General features: G+C 41.9%; 19 protein-coding genes. 11 read left to right on the forward strand and 8 right to left on the reverse strand.

Annotation, left to right across the window (positions count from 1 at the left end):
* Positions 1-167: 167 nt before the first annotated feature.
* The 7 genes from MA_RS00505 (at position 168) to MA_RS00540 (ending at position 3,881) form a co-directional block, all read left to right on the forward strand.
* Entirely contained in the window at positions 168-1,202 is a 1,035-nt protein-coding gene (locus tag MA_RS00505) for a hypothetical protein (RefSeq protein ID WP_011020157.1), read from the forward strand.
* Between the two features lies 1 nt (position 1,203).
* Positions 1,204-1,482 (forward strand): hypothetical protein, encoded by a 279-nt coding sequence (locus tag MA_RS00510; RefSeq protein ID WP_048064810.1) that lies wholly within the window; start codon positions 1,204-1,206, stop codon positions 1,480-1,482.
* A gap of 101 nt (positions 1,483-1,583) precedes the next feature.
* Complete coding sequence (locus MA_RS00515) at positions 1,584-1,895, forward strand: nucleotidyltransferase family protein (protein WP_011020158.1); 312 nt, start codon at positions 1,584-1,586, stop codon at positions 1,893-1,895.
* 295 nt (positions 1,896-2,190) lie between these two features.
* Positions 2,191-2,511: a nucleotidyltransferase family protein gene (locus MA_RS00525; RefSeq protein ID WP_011020159.1), complete on the forward strand. Its 321-nt coding sequence runs from the start codon at positions 2,191-2,193 to the stop codon at positions 2,509-2,511.
* On the forward strand, positions 2,508-2,867 hold the full coding sequence (locus MA_RS00530; protein WP_011020160.1) for a HepT-like ribonuclease domain-containing protein: 360 nt from the start codon (positions 2,508-2,510) through the stop codon (positions 2,865-2,867). The genes MA_RS00525 and MA_RS00530 overlap by 4 nt, the downstream gene beginning before the upstream one ends.
* Before the next feature lie 56 nt (positions 2,868-2,923).
* The gene (locus tag MA_RS00535; protein ID WP_048064812.1) at positions 2,924-3,208 is read left to right on the forward strand and encodes a nucleotidyltransferase family protein; all 285 of its coding nucleotides are present in this window, start codon (positions 2,924-2,926) and stop codon (positions 3,206-3,208) included.
* Positions 3,209-3,698: 490 nt separating this feature from the next.
* Positions 3,699-3,881, forward strand: coding sequence for a hypothetical protein (locus MA_RS00540; RefSeq protein ID WP_048064813.1), 183 nt, complete (start codon positions 3,699-3,701; stop codon positions 3,879-3,881).
* Positions 3,882-4,460: 579 nt separating this feature from the next.
* On the opposite strand, the gene MA_RS00545 is transcribed toward MA_RS00540, so the two are convergent.
* Positions 4,461-5,051, reverse strand: a complete 591-nt coding sequence (locus tag MA_RS00545; protein WP_048066054.1) for an acetate uptake transporter — start codon at positions 5,049-5,051, stop codon at positions 4,461-4,463.
* A 393-nt stretch (positions 5,052-5,444) separates the two neighbouring features.
* On the opposite strand from MA_RS00545, the gene surE reads away from it, so the two are divergent.
* Positions 5,445-6,248 (forward strand): 5'/3'-nucleotidase SurE, encoded by an 804-nt coding sequence (surE, locus tag MA_RS00550; protein ID WP_011020163.1) that lies wholly within the window; start codon positions 5,445-5,447, stop codon positions 6,246-6,248.
* Positions 6,249-6,512: 264 nt separating this feature from the next.
* On the opposite strand, the gene MA_RS28020 is transcribed toward surE, so the two are convergent.
* Entirely contained in the window at positions 6,513-6,674 is a 162-nt protein-coding gene (locus tag MA_RS28020) for a hypothetical protein (RefSeq protein WP_162829672.1), read from the reverse strand.
* A gap of 112 nt (positions 6,675-6,786) precedes the next feature.
* Positions 6,787-7,791 carry a GTP 3',8-cyclase MoaA gene (moaA, locus tag MA_RS00555; RefSeq protein ID WP_011020164.1) on the reverse strand — a complete coding sequence of 335 codons (1,005 nt, stop codon included), beginning with the start codon at positions 7,789-7,791 and terminating at the stop codon, positions 6,787-6,789.
* Between the two features lie 309 nt (positions 7,792-8,100).
* Between moaA and MA_RS00560 the strand changes: the two genes are divergently transcribed.
* Positions 8,101-9,420, forward strand: coding sequence for a cobyrinate a,c-diamide synthase (locus tag MA_RS00560; protein WP_048064814.1), 1,320 nt, complete (start codon positions 8,101-8,103; stop codon positions 9,418-9,420).
* A gap of 250 nt (positions 9,421-9,670) precedes the next feature.
* On the opposite strand, the gene MA_RS00565 is transcribed toward MA_RS00560, so the two are convergent.
* Entirely contained in the window at positions 9,671-10,438 is a 768-nt protein-coding gene (locus MA_RS00565; protein WP_011020166.1) for an SDR family oxidoreductase, read from the reverse strand.
* Positions 10,439-10,720: 282 nt separating this feature from the next.
* Here MA_RS00565 and MA_RS00570 point away from each other — a divergent pair, with 282 nt between their 5' ends.
* Entirely contained in the window at positions 10,721-11,185 is a 465-nt protein-coding gene (locus MA_RS00570; protein WP_048064815.1) for a glyoxalase/bleomycin resistance/dioxygenase family protein, read from the forward strand.
* A gap of 35 nt (positions 11,186-11,220) precedes the next feature.
* Here MA_RS00570 and priL read toward each other — a convergent pair whose 3' ends face one another.
* From priL to MA_RS00590, 4 genes are all read right to left on the reverse strand, one after another.
* On the reverse strand, positions 11,221-12,336 hold the full coding sequence (gene priL, locus MA_RS00575) for a DNA primase regulatory subunit PriL (protein ID WP_011020168.1): 1,116 nt from the start codon (positions 12,334-12,336) through the stop codon (positions 11,221-11,223).
* Positions 12,337-12,343: 7 nt separating this feature from the next.
* A complete protein-coding gene (locus MA_RS00580; protein WP_011020169.1) occupies positions 12,344-13,081 on the reverse strand; it encodes a DNA polymerase sliding clamp in 738 nt (245 codons plus the stop codon).
* A 312-nt stretch (positions 13,082-13,393) separates the two neighbouring features.
* Positions 13,394-13,708 carry a transcription factor S gene (locus MA_RS00585; RefSeq protein WP_011020171.1) on the reverse strand — a complete coding sequence of 105 codons (315 nt, stop codon included), beginning with the start codon at positions 13,706-13,708 and terminating at the stop codon, positions 13,394-13,396.
* Positions 13,686-14,102: an NUDIX domain-containing protein gene (locus MA_RS00590; RefSeq protein ID WP_011020172.1), complete on the reverse strand. Its 417-nt coding sequence runs from the start codon at positions 14,100-14,102 to the stop codon at positions 13,686-13,688. The genes MA_RS00585 and MA_RS00590 overlap by 23 nt, the downstream gene beginning before the upstream one ends.
* Positions 14,103-15,069: 967 nt before the next feature.
* Between MA_RS00590 and artA the strand changes: the two genes are divergently transcribed.
* Positions 15,070-15,939: an archaeosortase A gene (artA, locus tag MA_RS00595; RefSeq protein ID WP_048064816.1), complete on the forward strand. Its 870-nt coding sequence runs from the start codon at positions 15,070-15,072 to the stop codon at positions 15,937-15,939.
* Position 15,940 lies beyond the last annotated feature (1 nt).

Genomic DNA, 15,940 nt, shown 5'->3' on the forward strand with positions numbered 1-15,940 from the left:
GAGACGGCGGGTTGAAGAAGGTGAGAAGAAGATTATGGATTCGATTTTGCTCTAAATAATAGTTTCTTTATACAAACCTAAACCTCTGTGTCCTAATTTTTACATAAATTCCTTATATCAAAAAACCAATATATGCCCATAAAAATAGGGATTATGAGGTAGATTGCGTGGTCAAGTCTTTCGAGGCGCAGAAACTTTCATTTTCAATCGATGGAGAAGAAAAAATACCTGCAATCGAAATGGTTGGGACTATACAACACATACAAAATATTATTTTTCACTTGGGTGACTATTTTTATGGCAATCCAAGTCGTCCGAAAGGGGACTTTCCGCAGGTTATCAAAGATTCATGTACCCTTTTTGTAACAAATATAGAAATGGGTAGCGTTCATGCTGAAATGCAAATAGGTGACGCTCAAGTTGGTATAACAGATTTGGGAACATTGGGTGAGAGAGCGATTTGTGCAACAAACGAGTTAATTGAAACTCTTTCTCACGCAGATGTTTCAAAAGAAGAACTGGGCGAAATAATTAAAGATCCTCACAGGTTAAACAAAGTATTAAAAGAATTCTACTTAATGTGGCCTGATCCGCAATCGAAAAGAAGTCTAACTTTTGGTTTCTCAGGAAAAGTTGAAGAAAATTTAAATCCAGAACAAAAAGAGGTAATACGATCCATCTTACGTAAACCCGTTGAAGAATACGAAAAAGAGGTTTTTGGAAGAGTTTATGAGCTACGGGTCGACAAAAACAGAAGGATTCAAATCGACACTCCGGAAGGAGCAATAGATTGTAATTTCACTGCGGATATCGAAGAAGATATCAAAGATATTATTGGAAATATTGTTACCATACGTGGTGTAATGAAGCCTTCAAAAGGCAAATTCGTTTTGAGTATTGACAGCGAAGTTTCGATTGAAAGAAATTCACGATACTATCTTGCCTCAATTAAAAGAGATGAGATTGAAGTGAAATTGAAAGAAGAAGTTCCAATTGATATTGAATTTGAGGATGATTATTATATAGCTTCAAATGATGATTTAGGGCTTCTTGCTGTTCAACCAAAAATGAAGCTTTTGATCGAGGAACTCAAAGGACAGCTTAACGTTTTATGGCAAGAATATGTGCTTGCCGATGAAGAGGAGTTGGCACCCAGTGGCAAAGATCTGAGGGAAATGTTAATTTCAATTGTGGGTGCTTAAAATGTCTAAATATAAAGTAAAAGACATCGAGTCTTCTTTATCTAAAAAGGGATTTCAGCTTCAAAATTCTCATCATAAATTGTATACATACTATGTTAGTGGAACCAAAACAAGAATTCATACTTTTATAAGCCATGGAAAAGATGAATATGGTGACAAGCTGTTAGGCAAAATGAGAAATCAACTTAAGTTATCACATCAACAATTTGATGATCTGATTCGATGTCCTTTATCTAAAGAGGAATTAAATGAAATTTATTCTAAAAACAAATATATTTAATTCTCTTTCAATCCCTCTGTCTCTTCCTCAATATGCTTTTTTTAATTTTTCAAAGTTGTTAACAGTAAATTCATGTATTTAAATCCATAGATGAATAATAGATGAGCCGTTCCTCTCCTATCTATCAAAAAAGCATTCAGAACCTGAAATCCCTTATTTTTGAAACTTTAAATGAAGAAAATGTCACTGTCATACTCTTCGGTTCTAGGGCTAGAGGAGATTTTAGTCGGGTTTCAGATATAGACATTGGGATTCTTCCAGGTAAAAACTTTGATCGGAAAAAATTGATTTTTTTAAAAGAAAAGACTGAGGACCTTAATATTCCCTACACAGTTGATGTTGTGGATCTTTCCAGGGTTTCGGAGGTTTTTAGAAACAAAGCTCTAAGAGAAGGGGTCGTATGGAAAGAATGATGTTCTCAGGCGCGTTGTCAAAAGAGTAGAGCTGGATTTTCCGGGGAGCCCCGAAGAAAAATAAAAATAAAGTTATAAAACCCGGTTAGGATTTGCTTTTTTCTTCTTAAAAATGGGACGAGTTCTCTTTTCTCTTGCTTTTTCAGGGGTTTTGCGGTCTGACCACGCTGAGGCGCGGGGAAAAGACAGGTTTGAGACAGCTATTAATGATGGCCTGTTTTTCAATTCTTCTGATTTTTACAGCCTGTCGCTGCTTCAAGACAAATATTTAAAGATTGAAGCCGAGTACTAATATATGGTAGAAAACAGTCCTGTTGCTCCTTCCAGAGATACTATCCAGTTCATGGCTATTTTACGTCAAAATCTGCCGGAGATTTCCAGGAAATATAAAGTTAGTTATCTCGGGATTTTTGGCTCTTATGTGAGGGGAGAACAGGGGCCTGAAAGTGACCTTGACATTCTGGTTGAGTTTGAGGAAGCTCCAGGTTTTTTTGAGTACATTCAGCTTGAAGATTATCTGAGTGAGATTCTGGGCGTGAAAGTTGATCTGGTAATGAAATCTGCCCTGAAACCTGCTATTGGGAAACATATCCTTGAGGAAGTCGTGGCAGTATGAAGGAAAAAAGGGAATTCAGGGATTATTTATCCGATATTTTCGATGCCATTGAGAAAATCGAAAATTTTACTCAGGACATCTCTTTTGACGCATTTGTAGAAGATGAGATGAGAGTTTTTGCTGTTGTCCGGGCTCTGGAGATCATAGGGGAAGCTGCGAAAAACGTTCCATTAGAAATAAAAGAAAATTATCCTTCAGTTCCCTGGAAAGAGATGGCAAGAACCCGTGATAAGCTTATACATTCCTATTTTGGCGTAGATCTGAACGTCGTTTGGAAAACGGTAAATAAGAATTTGCCTCCCTTGAAAGATCAGATTTCCGAGATTCTAAAAGATCTGGGAAACACTTCATCCTGATTTCTTCACAACTCACATCTCTGAAAAAAGGGTTCTTTTTGATCCGGGTGATATTTGTGGAAAGCCTAAATATTTTAAAATCACATGTGGAAGTGATCCATCAAAAATTCGGGGTCAAAAGGATCGGGATATTCGGGTCTTTTGCACGAGGAGAGGAAAAAGAGGATAGTGATCTCGACGTGCTCGTAGTGTTTGAGGAAGGGCAGAAAACTTTTGACAATTATATGGATCTGAAGTTTTATCTGGAAGATCTATTTGGTCGGGAGGTTGATCTCGTTACTGAAAAAGCTCTCAGGCCACAACTGGAGGACATCATCATGAAGGAAGTTGTGTATGCCTGATAAGAGTTCTCTTTTGTCCTCAACCGGATTTGCGCTTAAGTTTCGCTTTGCATGATACATGCAGGTCAGGAATTAACATCCAGTACTGCCTTCTTTTTTCGATCCCGGGTTTATAATCTCCATCCTGATTTCGTTGCTTCTCTTCTTTTACTATTAATATTCAGCTTCCTTTTCTTAATTTTTGATCAAAAGGTTCATTGGAGGGTCTGGATATTATTTGAGTGATCATATAAAATTCTCTTATACAAGCTCAACAACTTTTAATATGACAAGCTTCTAAAGGTAGAGCCGGTGGGGTTAAGTAAGGCATTTTCAATATGGGGATGCCTCTTTGAGACTACGTTGGATAGTGTATACTATGAAGGACGTCTTTAAACAGAAGGCTCCTTTTGAGACTATGTTGGAATATATCTCACGCAGGGTATTTTCAAACAGGGAATACTCTGAGTCAACGTCTGATGGAATACATTATCAGTGGGGTTAAGACAAAATGTTAGCAAAAAGTTTACATGAAATTGTAAAAACCGTAATGAAAAAGAAAAGTTTACAACCGGAAACGATTGTGGAGATAGGGGAATGGCTCCACAGTCTGGAGTTTCTAACAATGAAGGTGATAATGTTCTCTTTAAGTGTTTATCACCTGTATGAATATACGCTTAAACATGTGCTTTAAAGCTGTACTTTAAACTCGCACTTTAAAGCTGTACTTTAAACCTGTAATTTAAAAGTGCGGCCAATATGGGTCCGCATGTTCGCCTCCTTTAGAGTTTGAATTGAAAAAAATGATTCTACTGAAACAGAATGTTTCGGGCTAAATCTGAGGTGAACCCGTGGGATACTTCAAGTCTGGCCTCAAAATGCCTGGGGTTGAAATAATCAACACAGGGTGGATCAAGCACCCCTCTCTAATACCCCGCCTGTTTCAAAAATCCTCAGGTGTAAAAAACTAACTGGAATCGAATAGGAATCGAATAGCCAGTTGATAGACATGAGAGGAAACATTCCCAAACCAGAGGAAGTATCAGATCAAAATCAGACCAAAATCAGATCAAAAATAAACGTTTTACTAAAAGAAAGTGTTATCACACAAAAAGAAGCGTTATCAAATCAAAAAGAACCAGGGCTTGCAAATGTTAAACAAACAGCCCTGTGCTTTATTTTTTATTCTGGTACTTTTGACGTTGCGTTTTTTGTTTTTAATTTCACGCTTTTGTTTGGTTTTTACTTGTGTAGCGTTCAGTTTTTTCTATCTTCAGATAGGCACAACTTTCCTTCCGTATGCGTCATTAAGCACTTCTCCAAGGGCGGTGTAAAGGGACGAAAGGCCCAGGAGTAGCCCCACATAGCCGGCTACGACAAGCAGGCCTGCGTTTTCCGTGGCGTTTACAATAGCCAGGAGGATGAACAGCACGAAGAGAGTCAAGAATATGAACATTATGGCTTTGCTGCCCAGCTTCAGAGTGGCTATAAGCATTACGAAGGTATAAACTCCCCAGAAGAAAAGGTAGGTTGCAAGGGACATAGGCTCAGGGCCTTCAATCCAGCCAATTGCGGGCAAGAGTATAAGACCTGCAAGAGAGAACCAGAACAGGCCGAATGCGCAGAAAGCCGTTCCTCCGAAAACACTCCCTTTTTTCCAGGCCATTAAGCCTGCAAAGACCTGGGCAAAGCCGCCGAGGAATATTGCCATGGACACTATCATCGAGTCCACAGGGTAAAGACCTATGTAACTAAGGCTCAGGAGGGTTGCTGAAAGGCCAAGTCCTGTAAATCCCAGAGGTGAAGGGTTTGCAGTCCTGTCCTTTACATGCACGTCTGCTACTATTTCCTGTGCTTCTACCATCAATATCACTCCCCGGATTTTCTCCGGAATTTTAATGGAAGTTTTTGATTCGACGGAAATTCTTGATTCTATGGAGATTTTCAATTCTTATTTGATAATAACAAGCATCAGCACTACTAAAGATCCTGTATGGAACCCTTTGAGTCACGAATATAATGAAAAGAAAAACAATTCGGGACGATTCCCTTTCTTATTCCTTTTGTTGTTCTTTTTGTCATTTCCTTTGTACCGGAGCCTTCCGGTTTGTTCCACCCCCAAAAACATGTTACTAATAAATATATTGCTCTACATATATTATCCTTATTTTTATAATAATCTTAACATAGAACCTCCCCTTCGGTTTTTTCATTCCATACAGCCTTTTTCCATTAATTTTAAATCATCCTGAAACTTATGGGAAAACTGATGGCCCCAAAAATTCTTGTTACCAATGACGATGGTGTTTATTCCACAGGCCTGAAAGCTGCCTTTGACAGCGTTTCGGACCTCGGGGAAGTTACGATTTCGGCTCCTGCTGTCCAGCAGAGCGGGGTCGGACGTTCGATTTCTATCTTTGAGCCCCTCCGGATTACAAAAACCGATGTAGGAGGCATACCTGCTTATGCTGTGGGCGGGACCCCAACGGATTCCGTAATTCTGGGAATTTTTACGATCCTCAAGCAGATGCCGGACCTTGTGCTCTCCGGCTTCAACATCGGAGAAAACATCAGTACGGATACGATCACCACCTCCGGGACCATAGGAGGGGCCCTGGAAGCTGCAAGCTATGGTATTCCCGCAATTGCCGCCTCCATGCAGGTGCTTGACGAAGGTCAGAAGTTCGATGATCCCAGGGATTACCACAGGGAACGCTTCGAAGCCGGGATCAAAATCGTAAACAAAATAGCCCGGAACGTCCTCAGGCATGGTATGCCCGAAAATGTTGACCTGTTAAATATCAACATCCCCTACCATGCCGAAGAAGATACCCCCATAGAAATAACACGTCTTGCAAGGAAGGTCTTCAAAACTGACGTGGAAGAACGGCGGGACCCGAGAGGCAGGTCATACTACTGGATTGCAGGAGACCTGATCCGGGAAGAAGAAGAAGGCACCGATGTGCATGCTGTCATGCAGAAAGGGTATGTTTCCATAACGCCCATTTCCCTGGACTCAACGGCAAGAATTGAGTTTTCGGAGATAGAAAAATATCTCTGAAAATAGTGATCCAGAACAATGATCTAAAACAGTGATCTAGGATAATGATCCAGAACGATGATCTAAAACAGTGATCTAGAATAATGATCCAGAACAATGATCTAGAATAATGATCCAGAACAGTGATCCAGAACAGTGATCTAATTTCGGCTATAAGCCTGTTTAGATAAATTTACATGAAAAAAGAGAATAGAGTCCTTTGCCGGATAAAGACCGCTTTTTTATTCCGGAAAAAGTTTTCTGTTTTTTATTTGCACTTTTTTCTTAGTTTGATTCTTCCTGTTCTACATGGATGGAGATTTCCTTCCAGTCGTTGTTGATTGTGTGAAGAGTCTCTACCATTGCCTTAATGACGTTTCCTACGATTTTCTGGACAAATTCGTTCATTGGGATTTTTCTACCGTCTACCATAAGTTCGATTTTCATTTTTTTCTCCTCCCTATTGCGTTTTTTCTTTTTCTTTTCCTTTTTCTTCTTTTTTCTTGCGTTTTATTTTGTGTTCTTCTTCACTATTTTAATTATTTTCCGGGTTATTGTTTTATTCTTGCCACTTCTCCAATTTTGTGACTCCTGTAGCCGGAATATAGTAAGGTTTTCGCCGGCTTACTGCAAGTCTGAGCAGTTTTTCGATCTCTTTGGGGCTTTTTGCTTCCCTTACATCAACAAGATTATCGTGTACAAGCAAGCAGGGCTTAAACTTTCCGTCGGCGGTGACCCTGAGCCTGCTGCAGTGGGCGCAGAACTCCGAGTTGTCCATTGGTCGCACAAATTCCACTTCAACCCCGTCGATTATGTACTTTTTCCGGTGGTGAAGGTGCCTGACTCTTACCTCGCTTGCTCGTTCCTCAAGGATTTTTTCGAGGGCTTTTGAGTCAATCATGTACTTTGAAAGTTGCGGGTCAATGTTCATAAGCTCGATCAGCTGCAGGATAACTTTTCCTCCGTAAGGGCGGATAAATTCCATCATCGCATCGATCTCGTTGTCGTTAACGCCCTTCAGGAGCACCATATTCAGCTTTACGGGGGTCAGCCCGGCCTCAACTGCACTGTCTATTCCTTTAATCACTTTCTCAAGAGTGCCTGGCGGAGCTCCGGTAATCTTTCCATACTTTTCAGGGTTAAGGGAGTCAAGGCTTACATTTACCCTGTCCAGGCCCGCAGCTTTGAGGGTTTTTGCACGCTTTTCAAGCAGGATGCCGTTTGTAGTTGCCGAGACCTCTTTCAGAGGAGGGAGACAGGCAAGGATTTCCTCAAAGTCTTTCCGAAAAAGCGGTTCTCCTCCCGAGAACTTCACTTTACGGACCCCAAATTTTGCTGCTTCCCGGACAATTCCGCAGATCAATTCCGGGCTCATTTCGTGTCCGAGCGAGCCGCAGGAACAGCAGTCTGCTCCTTCATTGTGGCAGTACATGCAGGAAAGGTTACACCTGTCAGTAATGGATATCCGAAGCCCGGTTACTTTGCGCCCGTAAGGGTCGACCAGGATTTTTTCTTCTTTTTCTTCCGGATACAGGGAAGTTTTTCCTGAGTTGTTGTTTTTCATATTTCCTCGGCGTATTTATATTATCGAGGTAATAATATTTTTCGGTAGAATTCCAATCAGGTATTCTGATCTGACCACCTAAAATTCTCAAAAGTATCATGGCTAAAAAGAATATCTGCTAGCGATATGTTTCAACCAATATAATACATAATTACAGCTAATATAAATTGGTAGCGCATATTATTTCAGGAACTGGCAGAAGAAAAATACTAAAGTTTGATTCTTTTCTTCGAATTCCTCTCAGATAAATAGTTGCTGTGCTCCTTTACAGCCGAATTGATATATATTAATCTGTCCAATAAGTACCAAATGACAAAAGGAATACTTATAGCAGGAACCCATAGCGGAGTTGGAAAAACCACAGTTTCCATGGGTATCATGGCTGCCCTAAAGCACAGGCAGCTTAAAGTCCAGCCTTACAAGGTAGGACCAGATTACATTGACCCTTCCCACCACACAGCCATCTGCGGGCGTTCTTCCAGAAATCTGGACACCTACATGATGGGTACGGAAGGGGTGAGGCAGACCGTTGCCCGTACGTCTGCAGACGCTGACATTGCTGTCGTTGAAGGGGTCATGGGGCTTTTTGACGGAATTGACTCCACGGAAATCGCAAGCTCGGCACATGTAGCCAAGACCCTGGATATCCCGGTGATCCTTGTTATCAATGTCCACGGCATGTCAAGAAGTACTGCAGCTATCCTGAAAGGCTATTCCGAATTCGACCCGGAAGTCAGGATTGCAGGCGTGATCCTGAACCAGGTAGGCAGCCCCCGCCATGTAGAACTTGTAGTTAATTCCCTCCCTGGCAACATTCCCGTTGTCGGAACCATCCCCCGCAGGAAAGATATCGAGGTCCCTTCAAGGCACCTGGGGCTCTACATGGCGCACGAAAAGGACTACAACACTGCGGAAATGGCAGCCTTTATCGAAGAAAATGTTGACCTTGATGCAGTGCTTGAACTTGCCGAGCCCTGTTCGGTTCCGGATTTCGTTGAAACGCCACATACCGGGACAGATCTCAGGATTGGGGTTGCCTGGGACCCTGCTTTCTGTTTCTACTACCGGGACATGTTCGATGCCTTCAGGGACCACGGAGCCGAAGTTGTGTTTTTCAGCCCCATGGAAGGAGAACTTCCGGACGTGGACGGGATCTATTTCGGAGGTGGCTACCCCGAACTCTATGCGGAAGTCCTTGAAAATTCGGAAACCACCCGGAAACTCAAAGGGCTTGCAGCCGACGGCTTGCCCATCTATGCGGAGTGTGGCGGCCTGCTCTATCTCTGCGGAACTTATGAGGTCGATGACAGGACTTATAAACTGGCTGATGTTGTGCCCGCAAATACCCGCATGACAAACCGGCTGAAAGCTCTCGGATATACCGAAGCCCGCCCTCTTGACAGGAACCTCTCTTCCCGCAATATCCGTGGCCACGAATTCCATTACTCCCTTACGGAATGCGACCGAGATGCCAGGTTTGCATACGAAATGATCCGCGGAAAAGGCATACAGAACGGTTTTGACGGGCTTCTGGAACACAATACCCTCGCAGGGTATATGCACTCCCATCCTGCCAGCTTCCCGGTAGATAAGTTCGTGGGAAAATGCAGGGAATACAAAAAAAGGTAAATGTTCAGGACTCAGTTCAGGTTCAGGACTCAGTTCAGGTTCAGGACTTAGTTCAGGTTCAGGACTCGAGTAAAAGTTCAGGATCTTACGCAGTTGAAGCAGTATAGGAGAGATAAGAATACCCTTTTCAAATCTCTCTTTTTACTGGCTGTATTATTCTTTCTTTTTTTGGTTGAAAAATTCGAAACTCGTTCTTTAAATAACTCAATTCTTTATAGAATTCAGCTTTTTAAATCAACAACTTTTTGCGTTAAAGTGCTGTCCAGCCGCCGTCAACTGTAATTATCTGGCCTGTAATATATTTTGATTCATCGGATGCGAGGTAAACAACGGTAGTATCCAGGTCTCCGGACTGTCCCGCACGTCCCATCGGACACATAAATTCAATAATTTTTGCAAATTCCGGATCAGCAACAACTCCTTCAGCCATTCCAAGAGCAAAATAACCGGGTCCTATTGCATTAACCGTAATGCCTTCTTTTGCCCATTCAGTTGCCAGAGACTTGGTGAGCATTAAAACTCCACCCTTTGTCGAGCAATAAGCTGTAACCGGTAATCCTTTCATTGACACTGTTGAGTGAATTGACCCGATGTTAATGATTCTTCCATGTTTTTGCCTTAACATTATTTTCCCAACTTCGCGGGCAAAGAAATAAACCCCATTCAGGTTGGTATCAATCATATTGTGCCACATTTCATCAGTTGTTTTGTCCGCAGCATCAACAAGTCCGAGACCGGCATTGTTTACAAGGATATCTATTCTTCCGAAGTCTTTTACTACCTGCTCCACAGCATTCTTAATCTGTTCTGTTTTCATCACATCACACAGGTAATAGCGGCAGGTTACTCCAAGTTTTTCAATTTCCTTCTGTACTTCCTTCAATTTTTCTTCACGGCGTGCAATTATAGCAATATTTGCACCTTGATTTGCCAGGGCTCTGGCAAACTCTACTCCAAGCCCTGAGGAAGCACCTGTTACAATAGCAACTTTTCCTGTTAAATCAAATAGATTTTTCATTTCCCAATCCTCCTATTTTTTATTACATTTTAGAGTTCTTTGCTCATTTTAAATGTTTGTATGTTGTACTGTGTGTTATCCTCGAATTTGATACTTTCAGCCTGCCAGGCTGAGATTAATAAATACCAAAGTAATTTTTAGGAACAGAAGTAATGTACCGGAACGGATACTTTGAATGAATACTGAGAAGATTTGTTGAACAGTTTTTAACCGTATATAAACAATAATTTGGAATAATGATCAGTATCCAGTATCATGCTCGCTACAAAAGGAGGTAATAGAATGAAATTCATATGTCCGCTTATTGTTGCCAACAATATGGAAATTTCCAGGAACTTTTACGAAAAAGTTCTCGATCAAAAAGTACAGTACGACTTTGGTGAAAACGTATCATTTGAGGGTGGTTTTGTGATACACTTAAAGTCGCATTTTTCAGACTTAATAAACATAAACAAAAACGACATTGCTCAAAAATCAAATAACTCTGAATTATATTTTGAAGAGGCTGATTTAGATAGTTTCCTTCAAAAGCTGAAAGACATTGATTCCATTGAATATGTACACGGATTAAAAGAACAGCCCTGGGGACAGCGAGTTATCAGATTTTACGATCCTGATATGCACATCGTTGAAATTGGGGAACCCATGGAAAGCGTGGTAAAAAGACTCCTTAGGGAAGGACTATCGGTTGAAGAAACCTCAAAACGCACCTCAATGCCTGAGGAGTTTATAAGGCAGTTTTTGTGAATAGCCAATAGTTTGCAGCCTTTTATTTTCCTTTTTCATTTCTCCTTAATTTCATTTCCTTTTTCGTTCTTCTTTTCATGTTCCTCCCTCTTTTCCTTTTTCTCTTCGTTTCCTTTTTCTTTTCCCTCTTCTTTTTCCCTTTCTTTATTTTTCAGGAAAATCCTCCTCTCGTAATACCCGAGTGGATGGCTGATCTTTGCGCAGAGCCCGTCTTTTCCTATGCAGTTGCCGTATGTCCGCATGGTATCGCAGGCAGGGGGTTTGTACTCGTTGCCCGTAGCCCCGGCGATGTGTTCGATCTGGTAGAGGGTCTTTTCCGCGTCAAAGTCGGGGGAGACGTTGAAGAGGTTCAGGATCTCTTCCACGGACATCCCTACGTTCAGGAGAAATGAAGTCATTGCAAAACGCATCGAATGTGCAAGGTTAACCCCTCCCTGTACGTTTGCAAGAGCATGGGAAATACATGGGGGAAAGAGTTCGGGCTCAACTGCCCCGAAGTCCGTAGCTCCGAATTTCTTTTTCTGGACTTCAAACTGTTCCTTTATTTCGGCGACATAGGGGGCACAGAAAGCGGAGACTTCTGGAGGGATTTCCGGGATGGGGAAGGATTGTTCTATTCTTTCCCTGACTGCTTCTTCAAGAAGCCTTGCAAACTCTTCCTTTGTTATTTTTATCTTCCCTGCCCTGAACTGTCGGTTTGTCAGTTTCCAGGAAGGTTCTTTGAGGGAATTGGAAAAGCGGATATAGTCCGTAAAATGCATACTGAAATGGGAGTCCCTGATCTCTGCCGAGATTCCGAAGTCTTCTCCGAATTCGAGCAAAAAGTCCGGGGTTTCGTTTCTCAAAAAAGTATAGGCAGCCTTGGCTTCTGCCAGGGCATAGCGCCGGGTAAAGAGCTGGTCATCCACGCAGGCGACCAGCATCCTGGCAAAGGGATAGGAAAGGAGTTCCGAGAGCACCTGGGCTTCCTCTGATACGGGGGGCTTTTTGATTTCCCCTTCAAGAGCTTCCTTTACTCTTTCTATTCCGCGAGCTCTTGCGGTCCTGTAAGCCCGCGAATTGAGCAGGCTTTCCAGGGAAATTCCCAGATCTCCAACATGGGCAGACGCTTCTGAAATAAATGGGTAATATGCAAGTTTTTCGGCCTGCATGCCATCCTTAGTCTGATTCTATTCTTGGGGCCAGAAGGTAAGATATTCTTCCTGCACCGTTCGCAATTTCAAAGTCAATCAGGATAGGGAAATCTCTGCCAAGAGAGAGTGTAACCTCATTTACCTTGTTTGTGGGCTTGACTATATCTGTCAGGTAGTCCAGAGAGAAGAGGGAACAGGCTTCCCCCGCTTTCAGGTCAATTAACTGGTCTCTGCCCATCTCCAGGCGGACCTGATCGGTATCGCCCTTAGCTTCCATATAGAAAGTATCTCCGGAGACTCCCATGAGCATATGGTCGCTTATCTTTTCTGCGGCTTTTACGGCACGCCTGAGGTCCGCACCGTTCAGGACAACTTTGGCAGGCAGCTCGAGCTGGGGAACTCTGGGTTCTGCACGGATTGTTGAAGGATCCAGCAGAGAAAGAGTATAGGACAGCCCTCCTACATCGATCAGGAGTTTATTGCTTCCTTCTTCAAGTCCCATCCTGACTGTATCGTTCCTATCCGCAATTCCCAGAAGGTCGGTAATCTTGTTCAGGTCAAGTCCGATCTCACACTCATCAGCGCTGTATTCATCAAAAGCCGATGACCCGAGTTCAAAAATTCCCATTGCAACATTGGCCGGGTCAACTGCTTTTACCGAAATTCCTTCGGGTTTAATTTTGAATCTAACCTCATCTACAATTACAGCCAGTGCGGCAATCGCGTCTTTCAGAAGCTCTGCATTAATTGCTGCCTTGAACATGATTCTTCTCCATCAAATAAATTTAAGCCTTAAACCCTTATCTATCCTTGGATATATAAATTTCCTTACAATTTGGAACTTTCTTTCCTTTTGAGGAAAACTCCCCGAATCGGAATAAGTAGCCATATATTGAATCGGGTTAAACCAGTAGATTCAAAGTCCCGGCAACTATATAAATCTTGGTCAGAAAATCAGGAAGCTTCAGGCTCTGCCTGAAACATAAAAGAAGTTCTGACCTGAGAATTAGTTTTCCAGAAGCACATTTTCCAGAACTACGTTTTTTAGAAGGGCCGGAAGGAAAAATTATGAAATTCAGTCGTACTCTCTCCACGTAAACCCGCACTTTGTACACTTGAAGAAACGGGTCTCGGACTCGTCAGCAGACCTGAGCTGTCTGAGCCACCAGGCTGCAGTGTTGTTTCCGCACTCCGGGCATTTTACATTCGTTGTTGGCAGGCCTGAAGTCTGTTCCCCTTCGAGTACTACTACTTCGTGATCGTCAATCTTGGCTTTGGAGACAAAACCCTTTGCGTCACTTTCAATCGGTATTGTGTTTCCGCACTTTCTGCAATGGTAGTTGCCGTCTTTAGGAAACATCATACTTTTACATTTGGTACAGAATTGCATTAATATCACTTTTTGCGTCATTTATCATTTTATTGTGGTCAAAAGCCAGCTCAGGAACAGAATCAAACTCAAAAAGTTCAGCGGCATCAGCGTCAGAGCCTGATTTCAAATCTCCGTATCCTTTCGCAAGGTAGCACACCGAGACCGTATGCCTTCTCGGGTCGCGTTCAGGGTCGGAATAGACACCGATAAGTTTGAGAATTTCTACGGAAAGCCCAGTTTCTTCAAAAGCTTCCCTGGACGCTGCTTCTTCTGTACTTTCCCCTATTTCGACAAAGCCGCCAGGAAGGGCAAATTTTCCCTGATACGGAGGGTTTTTTCTCTTCACCAGAACAAGCTTGTTTTTAAAGAGAATTACAGCATCAACGGTCAGGCTGGGGGTATTATGTTTCATAAAACGCCTTCGAAGTTCACTTTCCGGGAGATATTTTTCTTCTGCTAATCTCCTTCCTGATTAGCTTTTTCTGGCGCATCGCCAGGTAAAATAATATATTAGTATAGTGCCTATTGTAGAAATTCGTCATCATATTTCAATTATTCTTATCAACTTTTTTATTCTTCTCAATTCTGTTTTGAGTTATTCTTTGGGTCTCAGGGCTATGAGCCGAGTTCTATCAAGAAAAAAAGTCACTTATACAGTAGTCTTTATTAAAGGTTTCTCCTTTACAGGTTCCCAAAAAGTTCTTTATCAATTTTTTAAGAACCATTTTATCTGGATCATTTTTCTTATAAATAGAGACTTTATAACCTGAATTCCGTCTTTTTAGGCGCATATATGCTTTTCCCCAAATCTGAGAGGTCAAGATGATTGTGATTTAAAAAATATTACCTTACATCTTATGTGCTTATGTTTAAGCGCATGAGTCGACATCAAGCGACATTTATGCGCTTAAAAATGCGGAACTAAGGTTATAATCGTTATTTTTCTATAATAGAAATTTGTTACCTATCTACAGGGCTCTCAATATTCTCAAATGCTGACTGTAGAAATCTGCGCAGGTATTTATATGTGCGAGTTATGTCAGTTGCCTATGATCTGCAATAAGGTATGTATTTGCCAGTACCCGATCACAGCTTCTCAAAGGGTAACAATTCATAAGGCTGTGAATCTGCTGGCTATATAGTCCACTGGCTGTAAGTCCGTTATATCGATAAAATCCATAAGCTTTGAATTCCTTAATACTTATAATTATGAAAACTTCAAGTTACTTATAGAAACTCTATGGAAATCTATTAATTATTTTAGGGAATTTCATGTTTTACTTTCCGGAAACTTCAGAACTTGTTCGGGATTTTCCAGTACCACAGAAGAAAAAGGGAATCTGGAATGTCTTCGGCCCGGGCAAAAAGGTGCGTGAAAAATGATAGAAAGTGTACTCTGGCTTGCAGTCGGGTTAATGATTGCGTCATCCGTTATCCCCAGAACCTCAAGAGTTCGTAAACTGTTAGGGGGAATAGGGTGGGGTGTGTTTTCCATTCATTGGGGTTATCAGCCTTTCCACTACATCGAGATCCAGGACTATGCCAATGTGGTCCTTACATTTTTATTTGCCCTGTTCTGCTTACTTGTGGCGTATATCATGCTTCGGGAGTACAGGGAAGGCCCTCTTCTCATAAAACAGAACAGAGAAGTGGTACACTCAAAAGTTTCAGCTCCGATTGAGGGAGATTCCCTTGACATAACTTCAATGCTTACGAGTGCAAGTGCTCTTGGAGCTCTTGTTTATTTCCCATTTGCAAATTTCTCTACCCTGAATACCTGGATTATTGGAAATGTTACCTCACAGGTTCTCTGGGTTCTTCAATACTTCGAAATTCCGGCATCCTTGAAAGCTTGGAATATGATAACCCTTAACGGCTATACGGTTGAGATTATCCTTGCATGTACCGCAATTGAAAGTATAGCTCTTTTTATGGGGTTAATAGGTGCGGTCAAAGCGCCCCTGAACCGTCTGGCCATGGCCTTCATCGTATCCGTTCCTGTGATCTATGTGCTTAATCTTATCAGAGATATTTTTGTGGTTATAGCTTATGGAGAACAGTGGTTTGGGGCTGACAGTTTCATGATTGCCCATAACTATATTGCGAAGGCGGGTTCAGGGATTGCTCTCTTTGCAATTTCATATGCAGTACTCAAGATTCTGCCTGAGTTGCTGAGAATGATCGATGGCCTCTGGGTAATACTTTCCGAAGAATTGAAATATCTTCTGCATAGATTTGCTGGGGATTGAA

Origin of the sequence: Methanosarcina acetivorans C2A, assembly GCF_000007345.1 — an archaeon.
GTDB lineage: Archaea > Halobacteriota > Methanosarcinia > Methanosarcinales > Methanosarcinaceae > Methanosarcina > Methanosarcina acetivorans.